This window comes from uncultured Christiangramia sp. (assembly GCF_913046405.1).
GTDB classification, from domain to species: Bacteria; Bacteroidota; Bacteroidia; order Flavobacteriales; family Flavobacteriaceae; genus Christiangramia; species Christiangramia marina.
In genome coordinates, this window is the sequence record NZ_CAJWRQ010000067.1 from 1 (window position 1) to 17,416 (window position 17,416).

General features: G+C 39.1%; 16 protein-coding genes and 1 tRNA gene. 8 read left to right on the plus strand and 9 right to left on the minus strand.

The features are described from left to right. Positions 1-2,234 (plus strand): TonB-dependent receptor (locus QZ620_RS09705; protein ID WP_295181118.1); only part of this gene is annotated, 2,234 nt, incomplete at its 5' end. 1 nt (position 2,235) lies between these two features. Here QZ620_RS09705 and QZ620_RS09710 read toward each other — a convergent pair. Further along, positions 2,236-2,478, minus strand: a complete 243-nt coding sequence (locus QZ620_RS09710) for a hypothetical protein (RefSeq protein WP_035695904.1) — start codon at positions 2,476-2,478, stop codon at positions 2,236-2,238. A gap of 201 nt (positions 2,479-2,679) precedes the next feature. Here QZ620_RS09710 and guaB point away from each other — a divergent pair, with 201 nt between their 5' ends. Beyond that, positions 2,680-4,152, plus strand: a complete 1,473-nt coding sequence (guaB, locus tag QZ620_RS09715) for an IMP dehydrogenase (RefSeq protein ID WP_141877050.1) — start codon at positions 2,680-2,682, stop codon at positions 4,150-4,152. Between the two features lie 68 nt (positions 4,153-4,220). Here the strand turns inward: guaB and QZ620_RS09720 are convergent, their stop codons facing one another. After that, on the minus strand, positions 4,221-4,772 hold the full coding sequence (locus QZ620_RS09720) for an OmpH family outer membrane protein (RefSeq protein ID WP_295181122.1): 552 nt from the start codon (positions 4,770-4,772) through the stop codon (positions 4,221-4,223). 65 nt (positions 4,773-4,837) lie between these two features. Next, the gene (locus QZ620_RS09725) at positions 4,838-5,290 is read right to left on the minus strand and encodes an SRPBCC family protein (protein ID WP_295181124.1); all 453 of its coding nucleotides are present in this window, start codon (positions 5,288-5,290) and stop codon (positions 4,838-4,840) included. A gap of 196 nt (positions 5,291-5,486) precedes the next feature. On the opposite strand from QZ620_RS09725, the gene QZ620_RS09730 reads away from it, so the two are divergent. The 6 genes from QZ620_RS09730 to QZ620_RS09755 all read left to right on the plus strand — a co-directional run bounded on the left by QZ620_RS09730 (position 5,487) and on the right by QZ620_RS09755 (position 12,221). Then, positions 5,487-6,347, plus strand: a complete 861-nt coding sequence (locus QZ620_RS09730; RefSeq protein WP_295181126.1) for a peptidyl-prolyl cis-trans isomerase — start codon at positions 5,487-5,489, stop codon at positions 6,345-6,347. Further along, the gene (locus QZ620_RS09735; RefSeq protein WP_366935454.1) at positions 6,325-7,758 is read left to right on the plus strand and encodes a peptidylprolyl isomerase; all 1,434 of its coding nucleotides are present in this window, start codon (positions 6,325-6,327) and stop codon (positions 7,756-7,758) included. Before QZ620_RS09730 ends, QZ620_RS09735 begins: the two co-directional genes overlap by 23 nt. Before the next feature lie 3 nt (positions 7,759-7,761). Then, positions 7,762-8,712: a MoxR family ATPase gene (locus QZ620_RS09740; RefSeq protein ID WP_295181130.1), complete on the plus strand. Its 951-nt coding sequence runs from the start codon at positions 7,762-7,764 to the stop codon at positions 8,710-8,712. Beyond that, positions 8,712-9,014 (plus strand): hypothetical protein, encoded by a 303-nt coding sequence (locus tag QZ620_RS09745; RefSeq protein WP_295181132.1) that lies wholly within the window; start codon positions 8,712-8,714, stop codon positions 9,012-9,014. The genes QZ620_RS09740 and QZ620_RS09745 overlap by 1 nt, the downstream gene beginning before the upstream one ends. A gap of 184 nt (positions 9,015-9,198) precedes the next feature. Then, a complete protein-coding gene (locus tag QZ620_RS09750; RefSeq protein WP_295181134.1) occupies positions 9,199-11,466 on the plus strand; it encodes an aconitate hydratase in 2,268 nt (755 codons plus the stop codon). Between the two features lie 194 nt (positions 11,467-11,660). Further along, a complete protein-coding gene (locus QZ620_RS09755; RefSeq protein ID WP_295181136.1) occupies positions 11,661-12,221 on the plus strand; it encodes a TlpA disulfide reductase family protein in 561 nt (186 codons plus the stop codon). Here QZ620_RS09755 and QZ620_RS09760 read toward each other — a convergent pair whose 3' ends face one another. The 6 genes from QZ620_RS09760 to QZ620_RS09785 all read right to left on the minus strand — a co-directional run bounded on the left by QZ620_RS09760 (position 12,222) and on the right by QZ620_RS09785 (position 17,293). Beyond that, the gene (locus QZ620_RS09760) at positions 12,222-13,358 is read right to left on the minus strand and encodes a lycopene cyclase family protein (RefSeq protein WP_295181138.1); all 1,137 of its coding nucleotides are present in this window, start codon (positions 13,356-13,358) and stop codon (positions 12,222-12,224) included. Between the two features lie 13 nt (positions 13,359-13,371). Beyond that, positions 13,372-13,821 (minus strand): sterol desaturase family protein, encoded by a 450-nt coding sequence (locus tag QZ620_RS09765; protein WP_141879178.1) that lies wholly within the window; start codon positions 13,819-13,821, stop codon positions 13,372-13,374. 9 nt (positions 13,822-13,830) lie between these two features. Beyond that, on the minus strand, positions 13,831-14,670 hold the full coding sequence (locus tag QZ620_RS09770; RefSeq protein ID WP_295181140.1) for a phytoene/squalene synthase family protein: 840 nt from the start codon (positions 14,668-14,670) through the stop codon (positions 13,831-13,833). A 3-nt stretch (positions 14,671-14,673) separates the two neighbouring features. Continuing rightward, positions 14,674-16,140 (minus strand): NAD(P)/FAD-dependent oxidoreductase, encoded by a 1,467-nt coding sequence (crtI, locus tag QZ620_RS09775; protein ID WP_295181142.1) that lies wholly within the window; start codon positions 16,138-16,140, stop codon positions 14,674-14,676. A 9-nt stretch (positions 16,141-16,149) separates the two neighbouring features. Then, entirely contained in the window at positions 16,150-17,052 is a 903-nt protein-coding gene (locus tag QZ620_RS09780) for a MerR family transcriptional regulator (RefSeq protein WP_295181144.1), read from the minus strand. Positions 17,053-17,209: 157 nt separating this feature from the next. Further along, positions 17,210-17,293 (minus strand) — tRNA-Leu (locus tag QZ620_RS09785). Between the last annotated feature and the right edge of the window lie 123 nt (positions 17,294-17,416).

Sequence of the window (17,416 nt, forward strand, 5' to 3'; positions counted from 1 at the left end):
ACGAATTTGCAATTTTCAGTTTTGAATATGCGATCGCAGATAAAGAGATCTTTATCAATGCAGATACTCGAGTGAATTTTGAGCTTGCAAAACTTTCCAACAACCTTAGTGAAGTAATGATCACTAATCGCAGGGAAGAGATTTTCGCCCTACGAAAACTGCGTAAGGTTGAAGGAACTGCAATTTATGCAGGTAAGAAAAGTGAAGTGGTTCTGCTTGATAAGACCTTAGGAAACCTGGCGGCGAATAATGCCAGACAGATCTACAATCAGGTGGTTGGACTCAATATTTATGATAATGGAGATGCCGGTTTACAGTTAAATATTGGAGGTCGTGGGCTCGATCCCAACCGAACCCAGAATTTTAATACCAGGCAAAACGGTTACGATATTTCTGCCGATGTTTTAGGATATCCTGAAAGCTACTATACACCTCCCGCAGAAGCGCTGAAGGAGATCCAGGTGGTTCGTGGCGCTGCTTCTTTGCAGTATGGAACCCAGTTTGGTGGAATGATCAATTTCAAATTCAAGGAACCTGTAAAGGATAAGAAAATAGAACTGATTTCCAGGCAGAGTGTTGGTTCATATAACCTTTTTACCAGTTTTAACAGCCTTAGTGGGACTGTGGGAAAATTAAGTTACTATACTTATTTTCATTATAAGGGTGGCGAAGGTTTCCGTCCTAACTCTGGTTATGATTCCAGGAATGTGTTCGCACATCTTGGTTACCAGCTTAGTGATCGCACCAATATTAGTTTTGAGTATACTTACCTGGACTACCTGGCACAACAACCAGGAGGGCTTTCAGATTTTCAATTCTATGAAGATCCGGATGTCAGCAATCGGGAGAGAAACTGGTTCGATGTTAACTGGAATCTTTATGCATTCAAACTCCAACACAAACTTACAGACAGAACAGATGTTAGTGTAAATTTCTTCGGACTAGATGCCACAAGAAAAGCGCTCGGATTTAGAGTGGACAGAGTTTCCCAGGTAGACGATCTCGATGCACCAAGAGAATTGCTGGTAGATAATTTTTCGAACTGGGGAATCGAAACGAGGTTATTAACAAGGTACGATCTGCTTAATGATCAGTCAGTTTTATTAATTGGAGCAAAGTATTATGATGCCAATAATGACCAGAGACAAGGACCTGGCAGTAATACAACCGGTCCCGATTTCTCATTTGCAGATGCAACATATCCAGATTACGCGAGACAGGCTGAGTTTAACTTCCCTAATAAGAACCTTGCAATTTTTGGAGAAAACATTTTTAATATTTCTGAAAGATTCTCGGTTACACCCGGCTTTAGATTTGAATATATAAGTACGGCTTCTGAAGGGTCTTACAAAAATATTATTCTGGATCTGGCCGGAAATCCACTTCAGAATGAAACTGTAGAAGATAGTCGTGATTTCGAGCGTTCTTTTGTCTTACTTGGTGTTGGATCCAGTTATTCCCTAAATCCTAAGAACGAACTCTACGCAAATGTCTCCCAGAATTACAGGTCTGTTACTTTTAATGACATAAGGGTTGTAAATCCCAATCTGGTCATAGATCCTGAAATTACCGATGAAGAAGGTTTCACTGCCGATATTGGTGTGCGAGGTAGACTGGCCGATAAGGTTTCTTACGATGTTAGCATTTTTGGATTAAGATATAATGACAGGATAGGGGTTGTGGATGTGGCTACAGCTACAGATTATTACCGATACAAATCCAATATTGGCGATGCCTTTATATACGGTTTGGAAACATTCGCAGATTGGGATCTAAAGAATACTTTCTTTGAAACTTCTGAAGATCATAAGCTCAACTATTTTGTAAATGCAGCCTTTACAAGTTCTGAATATGTGGATTCTAATGAGATCAACGTAGAAGGAAATGAAGTTGAATTTATTCCGAAGGTAAACCTGAAAACCGGTCTTAATTTTGGTTATAAAAACTTCCTCGCAGGTCTGCAATACACCTATTTATCTGAACAGTTCTCAGACGCTACAAATGCTCCTCAGGATGTGGATGACAGAATTAACGGAATTCGAGGTTCCATTCCATCTTATGGAATTATGGATGTATCGGCCAGCTATACACTTGGCAAATTTAAGCTGGAAGCCGGGATTAATAACCTGTTGGATAATAGTTACTTTACACGCAGGGCCACAGGATATCCTGGGCCCGGGATTATTCCTGCGCAGCCGCTTACCTGGTACTCAAGTCTGCAAATTAAATTATAGATCACGCAGTAGCTTGCGGTGCCCAGTGACTGCATAACATTCCTGGCGCGGCCTTTTGAGGATTCGCACAGGTTGGACTTTCATATCTGGCACAGTTAAGGCAATTCTTCTCATTTTTGATAGCGGCTTTCATTTCAAAACTGTCGCAGGTATGCTGAACATTGACCGCGGTCTCATGTTTAGTGCAAAAATTATTCTGAAAATTGTCGCAATTGGTGCAGCTGTTTCCTAATCTAATACTCATAATCGATTCATTTTAAACTAAAGATAGCGAGCAATGCATTAAGAATGAATTTAAATATCTGTAAGCCATATAATTAGATAAAGGTGTAAACTTTTGCGGTCTTCTATTTCTTATAGGAGATTTATGTTTTGTTAAGTGGAATACTTCATTGATTGTCACTTATAAACCATATCTTTGCATGCAATTAAATCTCTAATTGCAATGATCGCACACGATTCCAAAATTCTAGGTGACGGACTCACTTATGACGATGTACTTTTAGTACCGGCATACTCTGAAGTTCTCCCAAGAGAAGTAAGCATTCAGTCAAAATTTACACGCAATATTCCAATTAACGTTCCTATCGTTTCCGCAGCGATGGATACCGTGACCGAATCCAGAATGGCAATTGCCATGGCTAGAGAAGGAGGAATTGGCGTACTTCACAAGAACATGACGATCGAGCAGCAGGCTTTGAAAGTTAGGAAGGTAAAGCGTGCAGAAAGCGGGATGATCATAGATCCTGTAACCTTGCCAATTACAGCCAAGGTTGGAGATGCTAAAGATTCCATGAAAGAACATAGCATTGGAGGAATTCCAATTGTAGATGATGCCGGGAAACTTATTGGAATTGTAACCAATCGTGACCTAAGATTCGAAAAGAATACAGGAAGACCTATACAGGAGGTAATGACCTCAGAAAACCTGGTAACAGTTTCTGAAGGGACTTCACTGGAAGAGGCAGAAGTTATTCTACAGGAAAATAAAATTGAAAAACTTCCGGTCGTAAATGCTGAGGATAAACTGGTTGGTTTGATCACGTTTCGTGATATCACCAAGCTTACCCAAAAGCCAATGGCGAACAAAGATACCTACGGAAGACTTCGCGTAGCCGCAGCGGTGGGTGTTACCGGAGATGCAGTGGACCGCGCTGAAGCTTTAGTAAATGCAGGTGTGGACGCCATCATTATAGATACCGCTCATGGTCACACTAAAGGAGTGGTGCAGGTGCTTAAAGAAGTAAAAAAGAAATTCCCGGATCTTGACGTAGTTGTTGGAAATATAGCTACCGGAGAAGCTGCTAAATACTTGGTAGACGCAGGCGCAGATGCTGTTAAGGTGGGAATTGGACCAGGTTCTATTTGTACAACGCGAGTTGTAGCTGGAGTCGGTTTTCCACAATTTTCAGCCGTACTGGAGGTTGCAGCAGCAATCAAAGGTTCTGGCGTACCGGTAATTGCCGATGGAGGAATTCGTTATACCGGAGACATCCCAAAAGCGATCGCTGCAGGTGCAGATTGCGTGATGCTTGGTTCACTGCTCGCAGGAACTAAGGAATCACCGGGTGAAACGATTATATATGAAGGACGTAAATTCAAGTCTTATCGTGGTATGGGATCTGTTGAAGCTATGGAAAAAGGTTCGAAAGATCGATACTTCCAGGATGTGGAAGATGATATTAAGAAACTTGTACCCGAAGGAATTGTTGGAAGAGTTCCTTATAAAGGAGACCTGGAAGAAAGTATTCACCAGTTCATTGGTGGGCTTAAAGCTGGAATGGGTTACTGTGGTGCAGGAGATGTAGAAACCTTGAAGGAAACTGGAAAGTTCGTAAGAATCACAGCTGCCGGAGTTCACGAAAGTCATCCTCATGATGTAACGATCACGAAAGAATCTCCTAATTACAGTAGATAATTTAAGAAATTGAAATAAAAAAGCCCCGCAATTTGCAGGGCTTTTTTTATTTGAAATAATTAAAATTTCTAGTTTTCTGTAGTAGTAGATCCGGCTGCCTGTTGAGTAGTTTCAGGTTTTACTTCTATACCCATTTTTTTCATCACTTTAAGCGTGATATCATCCTGTTCTCTTGAGAATGCAAGTCCGCCAGAACCAGAATGAAATATTTGAGTATAACCTTCTTCCTGAATCACTTCTTTCATTGCCGTATCGATCTTTCCATAAAGTGGACCGGTTAGTTCACTTCTTTTCATTTGAAGCATTACAGATGCCTTCTGTCTAAAGCCTTTGATCTCATTCTCCATTCCAATGATCTCGTTTTCCTTTTCTTTCTTAACATCATCTGTAAGACCTACATTGGTTTCCTGGTATTCCTTTACCGCTGTTTCATATTTCGCAATAGTGTTCTTCAGGTCGCCCTGAAGCTCTTCGTTGTAAACTTCCAGAGATTTATTTACTTCAGCATTTTCTGGCAATTGAGCCAGGATATATTCTGCGTCAATAGTTCCAATTTTTGATTGTGCGTTTGCAGAAACTACTACAAATAGCATTAAAAGGGCAATACTTAATCGTTTCATTCTAAATATTTTTTCGCAAATATAACAGGCTGAGGTAAATATCCGCTATCCTTCAGAAAAATTAATTATTTATCGAGCACACTTTTACCTTCTTCAGCAAAAGCTTTGAAGTCTGTCATGAATTGTTTTGATTGCTTTTTAAATGCTCCGGGCATCAGCATTCCAATAGCTTTCATAAATCCTGAGAACCTGAACTCATTATGCGTGCGCCACAGCGTTTTCCCAGGTTCGATCTCCTCGAAATAATTTGCCTGTTGGTTAAATACACCTTTAGCGATATAAGTGGCTTCATATTTTTGAGGGAGTTCGTTGGCGAGTATGGTCTCGGTCATTTCGATCTCACGACCATTCATCTTGAACTTCAGAAGATTTTGAGAGCCTTTTTCTCCAAGTACTCCGTTTATGGGTTTCATGAAAATAAAACCTTCCTGCCAGTGTTTAAGACTTTCCGGATCTGAAAATTTTTCTATGACCTCGTTAAGAGGTTTGTCGATCACAATTTTCTGTTCGTATTTCATATGATTTTGCTTTAGCTTCAGTCTAAGATACTACGGAAATAAAAATCTTTCAGAATTTATAATTTCGTAGGTTGCTTATTCGTTATGCCTTTAGCTTGCAGAACCTCAAGTAATTGTTATTTTTGCGCGGATACTAAGTTTAGTAAGAGCTGAAGGTGTTTTCAGCTTAATAAAAGAGGTGCTTAAACGATTGATTTTGAATAGACGTTTTTATTGGTTTTACCTTGGATTGTGCTCATTGCTGTTTGGCAGTTGTGAGTATTTTCAGCAAACCGATAACAGGGTACAGGTAGTAAGAGTCAATGATTCTTATTTATACGAGGAGGATATACAATCTCTTATTGATGAAGATACTTCTCCTGAAGACAGTTCGATAATCGTTGGGAATTACGTGACTCGCTGGGCGACTCAGCAATTGTTGATAGACAGGGCAAAACTCAATTTACCAGGAGAACAACAGGCAGAATTCAATGCCCTTGTGGAGAATTATAAGAATGAGTTGTTTACCAATGCATATACAGATGCCATCGTTACCCGGGATCTTGATACCTCCCTCAACAAGAACGAGATCGAAGCTTATTATAAGAAGAATGGGGAAAATTTTATTCTGAATGAGGACCTTGTAAAACTCAGGTATATTAATCTTGCGAAGAATACGAACAACCTTGATGAAATAAGAACTAAATTTCGTCGCTTTGATGTTGAAGATCAGGACGCATTAAGCAATATGGCGATTCAGTTTAAAAATTACAGCATGAACGATTCTGTTTGGGTGAAAACAAAATCTGTTTATGATAAAATTGGTCCGCTTTCTGTAGAGGATCGGTCAAAGCTATTGCGAAAATCAAATTTCCTGGAGTTAAAGGATTCATTAAATGTGTACCTTGTTTATGTTAATGATGTACTGGCAAGAAATGAACAGGCTCCTTTAGATTATGCTTCAGCAACCATTCGAGAGATCTTGCTGAATAAGAGAAAGCAGTCGCTTATTAAAGAATTAGAAAAGGATATTACTAAAGATGCAATTAAAAATAATGAATTTGAAATCTACAATTAAACCACTATTTTCAGGAGTGTGCATGATGTTCACGGCTCTTGGATTTTCTCAGGAAGTGATCGTAACAGATAGTACGTCGATCCAGCCAGATGCCGAGGTGAAGAAGGTGGAAAACGAAATGCAGGGGAAACAGCGCATGAAAGTTGATGGGATCGCTGCAGTAGTTGGAGAATATATCATTCTTGAAAGTGATATCGACCTGATGTACAAGGATATGCAGTCACAGGGAATGACCACGGCAGAGGTGACTGATTGTAAACTGGCAGGTTCTTTAATGGAGAACAAATTGTATGCACATCATGCAATACAGGATAGTATCATTATTAACGACAACCAGATAAATGGGATCGTTGATCAACAAATCCAGGGACTGCAGCAACAGGCTGGTTCTATGGAGAAAGTGCTTGAATTCTATAAAAAGGATAGCGAAGCTGAGTTAAGGGATGAGATTTTTACACTTACCAAGCAAAGACAGCTTGCACAGCAAATGCAGGAAAAGATCATTCAGGATCTGGAAGTAACTCCGGAAGAAGTAAGACAGTACTACGTGCAAATGGATGAGAAGCCAATGTTTGGTACTGAAATTGAACTTTCTCAAATCGTGATCGAACCTGAAATTCCTCAGGAAGAAAGTCAGAAGGTTATAGACAGGTTGAAAGGTTTTAAAGCGGATATTGAAGAGAACGGTTCAAGTTTTTCTACCAAGGCAGTTTTATATTCACAGGATCCAGGGACTGCTCCAGATGGAGGTAGAATTACCCTAACCAGAAAGGATGCCTTTGTAAAAGAATTTAAGGATGTAGCTTTTAGTCTTCAGGAAGGTGAGGTTAGTGAACCTTTTGAAACTGAATTTGGTTATCATATAATCCAGATCGACAAAATTCGTGGGCAAACCGTAGAACTTAGACATATATTGTTGATTCCAGATGTAACAAATGCATCTGTACAGGCAGCGAAGGCTGAAATAGATACTTTAAGAAGTAAGATCGTCAAAGGAGACTTAGAGTTTGCCGCGGCTGCTCGAGAAGCTTCAGATGAAGAAGAAACTAAAACTGAAGGAGGAAAATTGATCAACCCAAGAACTGGTGATACCAGATTTGAGCTAACCAAGATCGATCCTAAATTATTTGAGCAGGTGGAATCTTTAGATGAAGGTGAAGTTTCCCTGGTTCTTACACAACAGGACAGAACAGGAAGACCGCAATTCAAGATCATCAAGGTTACTAAGAAAATTGAGGAGCACGAAGCAGATTATGCAACAGATTACCTTAAGATCAAGGAACTTGCGCTTAGAGACAAACAGCTTGAAGTTATCGAAAAGTGGCAAAAAGAGAAGATCGCAGATACTTATATTAAAGTTAACGGGAAGTACCGTGATTGTGATTACGCTAATGCCTGGTTAAAACAATAATGGATGTCTGACGTTGCCCTGATAGAAAACCTGGTAAAGAAACACGCCGAACTAAGAACAGAGATCGCGAAAGTGATCGTTGGTCAGGATGAGGTCGTGCAACAGGTTTTACTTTCTATATTTTCAGGGGGACACTCATTATTGATCGGTGTTCCAGGCCTTGCCAAAACGTTGATGGTCAACACTATCGCAAAAGCGCTTGGTCTGGATTTCAAAAGAATACAATTTACCCCAGATCTTATGCCCAGCGATATTCTGGGATCAGAAATCCTCGATGAAAATCGCAAATTCAAATTCATAAAGGGGCCGGTTTTTACCAATATTTTACTGGCAGACGAGATCAACCGTACTCCGCCAAAAACTCAGGCAGCTTTACTTGAAGCAATGCAGGAACGGGCTGTGACGGTAGCCGGTCATCACTATAAGCTTGATAAACCCTATTTTGTTCTGGCTACACAAAACCCGATAGAGCAGGAGGGAACCTATCCCTTACCTGAAGCCCAGCTTGACAGGTTTATGTTTGCAATAAATCTGGAATATCCAAGTTTTCAGGAAGAAGTGGATGTCGTGAAATCTACGACCACAGATGTTCAGAAAACGGTGAATCCATTATTTAATGCATCAGAAATATCTGAAATTCAACAAGTGATTCGGCGTATTCCCGTGCCGGATAATGTTATAGAATACGCTGTGAGACTGGTAGGCAAAACGAGACCTGGGCAAGAAGCTTCAGATTTTGTTCAGAATTATATTGACTGGGGGGCGGGACCAAGAGCTTCTCAGAATTTAATTCTGGCTGCCAAAACCCATGCCGCAGTAATGGGCAAATTCTCACCAGATATCGAAAATGTTCAGGCGGTTGCCATTGGAATTTTAAGGCATCGAATCATCAGGAATTACAAGGCAGAAGCTGAAGGGATTTCTGCTGAAAAAATCATCGAAAATTTATTTTAGTGATCAATTTTCTAGAGCGCTATAAAATTCTCTTTTCTATACTTTTTTATCTTGCTTTTGGTAATAAATTTCTTGCTAGCATAGCTGGACTGGATGAATCTTCAGCATTTATCCTGAAATTTGTATCCTCTGTATTGTTATTCGGATTCTGGGTCATCATTCTCCTGGATATGATTCTGAATAAGCTACGTGACAAATCATTCTGGATCCTGTCCATGTTTTTTATTGCTTTTATGGCTCCTGTAGTTTATTTATTCCGAAGACAAAAGTCGCTCCGCGAACCTGCCAGATATTCGATATAGACTTCAGAAATTATCGAATTCTTAGAAATCTAACCTAAAATTCATTTTTATTGAATTTTCTATCGTAAAAATTACAATTTCAAAAATAATTTACAGCGATTTCTGAGTATTGCTCCTTATTTTTAAAATCGGTCTAAATTTCCTATTTTTGCAAGACTTTTTTAGAATAAAAACAAAACAGAATATGGCATACGATATTGATATGATTAAGAAGGTGTATAGCCACATGGCTGAACGTGTGAATACAGCACGTGAAGTTGTTGGTAAACCTTTGACGCTTTCAGAAAAGATCCTTTATTCTCACTTATGGGATGGGAGTGCTAAAGAAGCATTCCAAAGAGGTAAGGATTATGTAGAATTTTCACCGGATAGAATTGCTTGTCAAGATGCGACTGCGCAAATGGCATTATTGCAATTTATGCAGGCAGGTAAGAAGCAGGTAGCTGTTCCTACAACTGTACATTGTGATCACCTTATCCAGGCGAAAATGGGAGCTGCGATAGATTTGCAATCTGCAAATAAAAGTAGTAGTGAGGTTTTCGATTTTCTGGAATCAGTATCAAACAAATACGGAATTGGATTCTGGAAACCAGGGGCAGGTATTATTCACCAGGTTGTTCTAGAAAACTATGCATTTCCAGGTGGAATGATGATTGGAACCGATTCTCACACGGTAAACGCCGGTGGATTAGGAATGGTTGCTATTGGAGTAGGTGGAGCTGATGCCGTTGATGTAATGGCAGGAATGCCTTGGGAGCTTAAATTCCCGAAACTTATTGGAGTGAAATTAACCGGAAAACTTTCTGGTTGGACTTCTTCTAAAGATGTGATCTTAAAAGTTGCAGGTATCCTTACTGTAAAAGGTGGTACCGGAGCAATCATAGAATATTTTGGTGAAGGTGCGCGTAACCTTTCCTGTACTGGTAAAGGTACAATCTGTAATATGGGTGCTGAAGTTGGAGCGACTACTTCTACTTTTGGTTACGATGACTCTATGGAGCGTTACCTGAGAGCTACGAACCGTGCAGATGTTGCAGATGCAGCGAATGAAGTATGTGAGCACTTAACTGGTGATGACGAAGTATATGCAAATCCAGAGCAGTATTTTGATGAATTGATCGAGATCAATTTAGATGAATTAAAGCCTCACTTAAATGGACCATTTACTCCAGATCTTGCAACTCCTATTTCTGAAATGGGAGCGAAAGCGAAGGAGCATGACTGGCCAATCAATGTTGATTGGGGTCTGATTGGTTCCTGTACGAACTCATCTTATGAAGATTTAACCAGAGCAGCTTCTATCGCAAAACAGGCGGTGGATAAGAAAGTAAAGGCTAAATCTGACTTCGGGATTAACCCGGGATCTGAACAAATTAGATTCACGGCTGAAAGAGATGGATTGCTTCAGATCTTTGAAGATCTTGATGCAACTATATTTACAAATGCCTGTGGACCATGTATTGGTCAATGGGATCGTTCAGATAGAAAAGGTGAAGAGAAGAACACGATCGTGCATTCTTTCAACCGTAACTTCTCTAAGCGTGCAGATGGAAACCCAAATACACACGCTTTTGTAGGTTCTCCTGAAATGGTTGCAGCAATTGCAATTTCTGGTAGACTGGATTTTGATCCAACCCGTGATAAATTAATGAACGAGGATGGTGAAGAAGTAATGTTGGATGAACCTCAGGGAATTGAACTTCCTACAAAAGGATTTGCTGTAGAGGATGCTGGATATGTTGCTCCAAATGAGGATGGAAACAGTGTGGAAGTTAAAGTGGCTGAAGATAGTGAAAGACTTCAATTGCTTACACCTTTCGAGCCTTGGGATGGTAAAAATCTTACTGGCGCTAAATTATTGATCAAAGCATGGGGTAAATGTACTACCGACCATATTTCTATGGCAGGACCATGGTTGAGATATAGAGGTCATTTAGATAATATTTCTAATAACTGTCTTATTGGAGCTATTAACGCTTACAACGAGAAGACTAATTTTGTAAAGAATCAGCTTACTGGTGAGTACGATGGTGTGCCGGCAGTACAGAGAGAGTACAAAAAAGCAGGTATTCCAACCGTTATAGTAGGAGATCATAACTATGGTGAAGGTTCTTCCAGAGAGCACGCAGCTATGGAGCCGAGACATTTAGGTGTTAAGGTGGTACTTGTAAAATCCTTTGCTCGTATACATGAGACAAACCTTAAGAAACAGGGAATGTTAGGTCTTACTTTCGCAAATGAAAGTGATTATGATCTAATCCAGGAAGATGATACTTTTAACTTTATAGATCTTGAAAACTTCGCACCAGATACACCTCTTACTATAGAGATCGTACATGCAGATGGAAGTAAGGATACAATTAAAGCGAATCATACTTATAACCTGCCTCAAATTGAGTGGTATAAGCATGGATCTGCATTAAACCTTATTAAAAAGGAGAACGCAGCATAAGCATTTAGTTATATAATTCTAAAAAACCTCAGGAGTAATCCTGAGGTTTTTTGTTTTTAGAGAATCTGTATTAGCATCAAATCCTAATTAGCTGATATTCGGGCTGGAATTTTTAGCTACGATTAAAATTGAATCCAGACGTTTACCGCCCAAAATTGTAAATTTTCCGTTCTTTGCAGGACTTAAGCAATGCTATGAAATTATTTAAAAATCAGTGGTCAAATATTATCATTATTGTGATAATTCTGGTGATGGTGATACCTCAAACCAGGAAGCCGGTTCAGATCTTTGTGAATAAACTTATTTCCTTCGCGCCCTCTGTTAATGATGAAGAGGATCAGGAAAAACTAGCCAGCTATGATTGGATACTGGAAGATAAAAGAGGTAAGAGAATAGAATTTTCTGAGTTTGAAAATCAAGTTATCGTAGTCAATTTCTGGGCAACCTGGTGTCCGCCATGTATTGCAGAAATGCCAAGTTTCCAGGAAGTTTATGAGGATTATGGTGAAAAAGTACGTTTTGTATTTGTTTCAGGAGAACAGCATCAAACCACAGATAATTACATGAAGCGTAAACGTTTTACTTTACCTTCCTATAAGATGCGGACTAAAGCACCTGAGCCAATGCTGGGTAAAACGTTGCCAACTACTTATGTGATCTCAAAATCAGGAAAAATTGTGATCGACAAAGTTGGGTCTGCCGACTGGAACTCAGACAGCTTTCGAAGCACTCTCGATAAATTGCTGCAAGAGTAATTATAATTTATTGAAGAAAGATTTCAGGAACTGCGGGTGAAACATGCTTTGCATGATCTTGATCTCTTCGGAAAATGTGGTTTCTTCATCCAGAAATTTGAATATATTCTGAATACTATTTTTCGTATAGAACTTAGTGAACAATGATTCACCAAGATCATTCCGCTTTTCCAGAACATCCAGAAATATCGCATCATACCGCTGAAATCTTTTGCTGAATAGACCTTGCGCCGGCCTCTTACCACTTTTGATATTTGAGAGCATTTTGCTTACTTTTCGTTCAGCACTCTTAAATGAATACCCTGTAGATGCCTTTACCCAACCACCAGCCGTTCCTATCTTCGTAACATGTTTGGAATTATGCTGATGGAAAGGGTAGTCGGTCATTGGAATTACGCCCGTTTCACTTTCAGTGATGCTGTAATCTTCAATTTTTAAAACTTCCCGAATATATTTTTCTAGTTGCTCATCATATACTTTTTCTTCAGTTAGGAAAGGAGTAAAAAAGGTAAACTCTACAAGAGCGTTTTTAGGAGATAATGGTAGGACATAAGTAAAGCAAGTGCTGTTCCTGTACATGACCCGATAGTCCATCATGGTAAAGCGTTCAGGATCAAATTGTGCTTCCTGAGTTTCAATATATATCCCTTTAAAGTGCTGATAGATTTTGGCGCTACCAGAATCATCTTTATATGCATGTGGTGGTCTGCTGTCAAAAAAATGAGTAGCGGTGTAAGAATCTTTCTTGCCTGATGCAGTACGTGTAACTTCATCGATCTTAATAATCTCATCCTGAATGAAGTATGTGTCAGGATCCTTTGTTAATTCGCGTTTCGCATAATCATAAAAGTCGATGGAGCTTAGCATCTTATAGCTGTAAGGAGCAAAATCCAGTTCTTTCTCTACAGAATCTGCTATAAATAATCCTTGCTGCCATTCCTTCTGAATAAGCTCGTCCCATTTACCTGAACCTTCTTCCCAGAAGCACCAGGTTTTGTCGTTTTCATCTTTGAGCGCAGGATCAATAATCGCAATCTTTTTTCCTTTAAAGAAAATGTCCTTCCTGATTTCAAGAGCAAGCTGTAGCCCAGCCAGTCCACCACCAACGATGATGTAGTAATAGTCTGGCGTGATCATTTGGGGGTATATTTTATTTTCTGAAATATTTGAAAGGTACGAATAGCATTCCGAAGCATTCGCCGTCATCCTTTCCTAAATGTTTATGGTGCATTTTATGCGCTCGTCTTATACCTTTTGCGTATTTATTATTCGCATTTCTAAAGATCTTAAACCTTTGGTGTATAAAAATATCGTGCACTGTAAAATATGTGATGCCATATGCGAGAATCCCAAGTCCAATAGGTAGGCCGAACCATACATCTTCATACCTCCAAAGCAGGAAACACCCAATACTTACAAGAGCGTAAAAAACGAAAAAGAGATCGTTTCGCTCCCACCAGCTACTGTGATCTTTGTGGTGGTGATCCTTATGCAATTTCCATAAGAAACCATGCATCACATATTTGTGTGTGAACCACGCCATTCCCTCCATCATCATAAAGGTTCCAAAAAATACTAATAGCCATAATATCACTTGCATCATCATCAATTATATTAAATTCAGTCTATAAGAAATATAGGATTTTGCCAGTAATCCTGCCTTCTGATAATTAGGAACACGAACCCGGCAATTTTTAATCTCCAGAGATGGGACGTTTTTAAGTTTCTGAAGTAATTTTCTATAATATATATAAGCAGTATACACACCAAACTTCGCTTCTACCGGAAGATGAGCGATCCCGCTAAGACCTTTACTGAAGTCTTCTTCAATTTCAGCAACAATCTGTTGTTTATTTACTTCGTCTAATTCTGAAAGGTCCACATTTGGGAAATAGGATCTGCTAAGATCTTCATAATCTGCCTTAAGATCCCGTAGAAAGTTCACTTTCTGGAAAGCCGAACCTAGACTCATAGCCGATGATTTTAACTCCTCGTACTTCGCCTGGTCACCTTTTACAAAAACTTTTAAACACATAAGACCAACAACATCTGCGCTACCGTAGATATACTGGCGATATTCTTCCATGCTCAGGTATTCAGATTTATGCAGATCCAGTCGCATACTATCCATAAATGCCTTGTAAAGTTGAGGTTCTATATCGTAACGGTGAACCGTTTCCTGAAAAGCATTTAGAATAGGATTAAGAGAAATCCTTTGATCCAGCGCCTTATATAGATCAGCTTCAAAATCTTTAAATAATAAATCCTTGTCATAATCATGAAAGCTATCCACGATTTCATCAGCAAATCTTACAAATCCATAAATATTATAAATATCCTGCCTGATAGTGGGGGCCAGCATCTTAGTGGCCAGACTAAAAGAAGTACTGTAGCTATTGGTAACAGTTTTGCTACAGGACCGGGATACCGTATCAAAAATCGCTTTCATAAATTAGTTTTGTTCATTTTGTTGTATCAGTCCAGCTGCAAGTTTCCCAGATATAAGGGATGGCGGTACACCTGGTCCAGGAACGGTTAACTGCCCGGTAAAATATAATTGTTCCAGCTTTTTACTTCTAATTTTTGGTCTTAAAAATGCTGTCTGGAAAAGTGTATTTGCCATTCCGTAGGCATTCCCTTTATAGGAATTATAAGCTTCCTTGAAATCCTTTACACAAAAGGATTCCTTAAATATAATATTTGTTTTTATTTCCTGCCCTGTAAGCGCCTGAAAACGTTCGATTATCATATTAAAATAACGTTCCCGAATCTCATCGGTATCTTCGAGATCTGGAGCAAGAGGAATTAAGAATATTCCTGCTTCCTTTCCTTCAGGAGCTACGGTATCATCAGTCTTTGAAGGGAAACTGGCATAGAACAGTGGATCTTCAGGCCAGGCAGCGTCATCATAGATGGCTTTTGCATGATCCTTAAAACTACTATCAAAAAATAGTGTATGGTGAGATACATTCTTCAATTTCTTATCAAAGGCTACATAAAACAGTAGGGACGAGGGTGCAAACGTTTTCTTCTCCCAGTACTTTTCAGAATACTGTCTATCGAATTCCGGAAGTAAGGTTTCTGTATGATTATAATCTGCACCAGAAAGAATGATATCTGCAGGATAAAGTTTCCCGTCTATTTTCAACGCTTTTGCTGCACGATCTTCAGTAGTAATAGCCTCGACATTAGCATTGAGCTGAAACTTTACGCCTAAAGACTCTGCGAGCTCTTTAATGCCTTCTATAACTTTGTACATCCCTCCATGAGGATGCCAGGTGCCCAATCCAAAGTCGGCATAATTCATAAAACTATAAAAAGCTGGAGTATCACTTGGTTTTGCTCCCAGAAACAACACTGGAAATTCGAGAATCTGTCTTAATTTCTCATTAGAAAACTCTTTGCGAACATCTCCGCTAATATTTGTAAAAAACCGGCCTAGTCTTGTTGCGGTCGCAGTTGTTACAAGTTCCATTGGAGAAACTCCAGGACGATAAACCAGATCTTTAATGGCTATATCATAATTGTCACGTGCTTTCGCAATGAATTTCTTCAGTTTTTCAGAACTTCCCTTTTCAACTTCTTCAAAGGTCTCATAGATCTCTTCAAGGCTACCCGGAATTATAACGGAATCATCTTTACCGAAGTAAACTTCATAAGCTGGATCTAATTTGTTCAGCTGAAAATAATCTGAAGCTGATTTTCCGAAGTCAGAAAAGAAACGTTCAAAAACATCTGGCATCCAGTACCAGGTTGGACCAATATCAAAAGTAAACCCATCACGTTTCAATTGGCGGGCTCTACCACCTACCGTATCATTCTTTTCGAATACTTCTACCTCGTAACCGGCTTGAGCCAGGTAGCAGGAAGCTGCTAGAGATGAAAAACCGGATCCTATAATATTTATCTTTTTTGGCATTGAGGATTTTTAGAGACTATTTATAAAATCTTTAATGGATGTCTGTACTTTGATGTTTTCAGGAAGAGTGGCCTGATCTATTTCTTTTGTTCTTTGTCCAAATAACAAGAATTCTCTTGGCTTATCCCGGCATAACTTCTCCTGGAACTCATTTAGAAATTCTGAGACATCTGTATTTACAGGTGAGATGGTAAGATAACTTACGAATACCGGATCATTATGGATTTTCATCAGGTAATCCATATTGTCTAATGGTAAGCTTGGACCAACATAGATAACATTTTTACCTGCGTTTAAAAGCTCATAGTTGAGATACAAAATCCCAATATCGTGGATTTCATTGTAAGGAAGAAAAAGCACATATAATTTATCATTATTTTCTTCCTCGCCGTTAGATTTTAGTTCGGCTATATTGATATATATCTTTTGTTTAATAAGCTCTATGATGTAATGCTCGTGAATAGGTTTGATGGTATCAGTCTGCCAAAGCAGCCCAATCTCTTCAAGCAGCGGAATAAAAACATCGTAGAAAACATCTCGAAATGATAATTTTGAGACCAGATCATTATAGGTTTTCTGAAACAATCTGTCGTCAAAATTCATCATTGCGAGCTTGAAAGCATTCTTTGCTCTGTTCTCAACACTTGAAGATGCTGAAATTCGCCTAACAAGCGCATGAACTTCGTCTTCTTTCATTTTGGAGATCCGTGAAATCTTGTATCCATGAATATTCAAAAAAGAAATATTGAGTAGCTTCTGCAGGTCTTCACCATCATAAGTACGAATATTGGTATCTGTTCTCTCAGGATCAAGAATATTATATCTCTTCTCCCAGATCCTTATGGTGTGGGCTTTAATTCCACTTAGGTGCTCCAGATCCTTAATACTAAAGTTTTGTTTGATGTGTTCCATACTTCTTTTAAGCTATTAAACAAATCTAAACAATATTTAGAGTGAAAATGATAGAGAAAAGTTAAAATGTTTAATTAAATGTAATTTATATTAAACAAAATTGAGATAGGATATAAAAAAAAGCCTCAGTGGCTAATTGTAATTTTTTGGAAAGTAGTACCCGAGGCGGGACTTGAACCCGCACGCCCTAATGGACACATGGCCCTCAACCATGCCTGTCTACCAATTCCAGCACTCGGGTATGAGTTTATGGAATGCCTCCATAAGGCTGGTCAACAAGTTTCGATCAAAAGATCGAAGCGAGCAAAATAGTGATCTGGCTGGGGCTCGAACCCAGGACCCTCTCCTTAAAAGGGAGATGCTC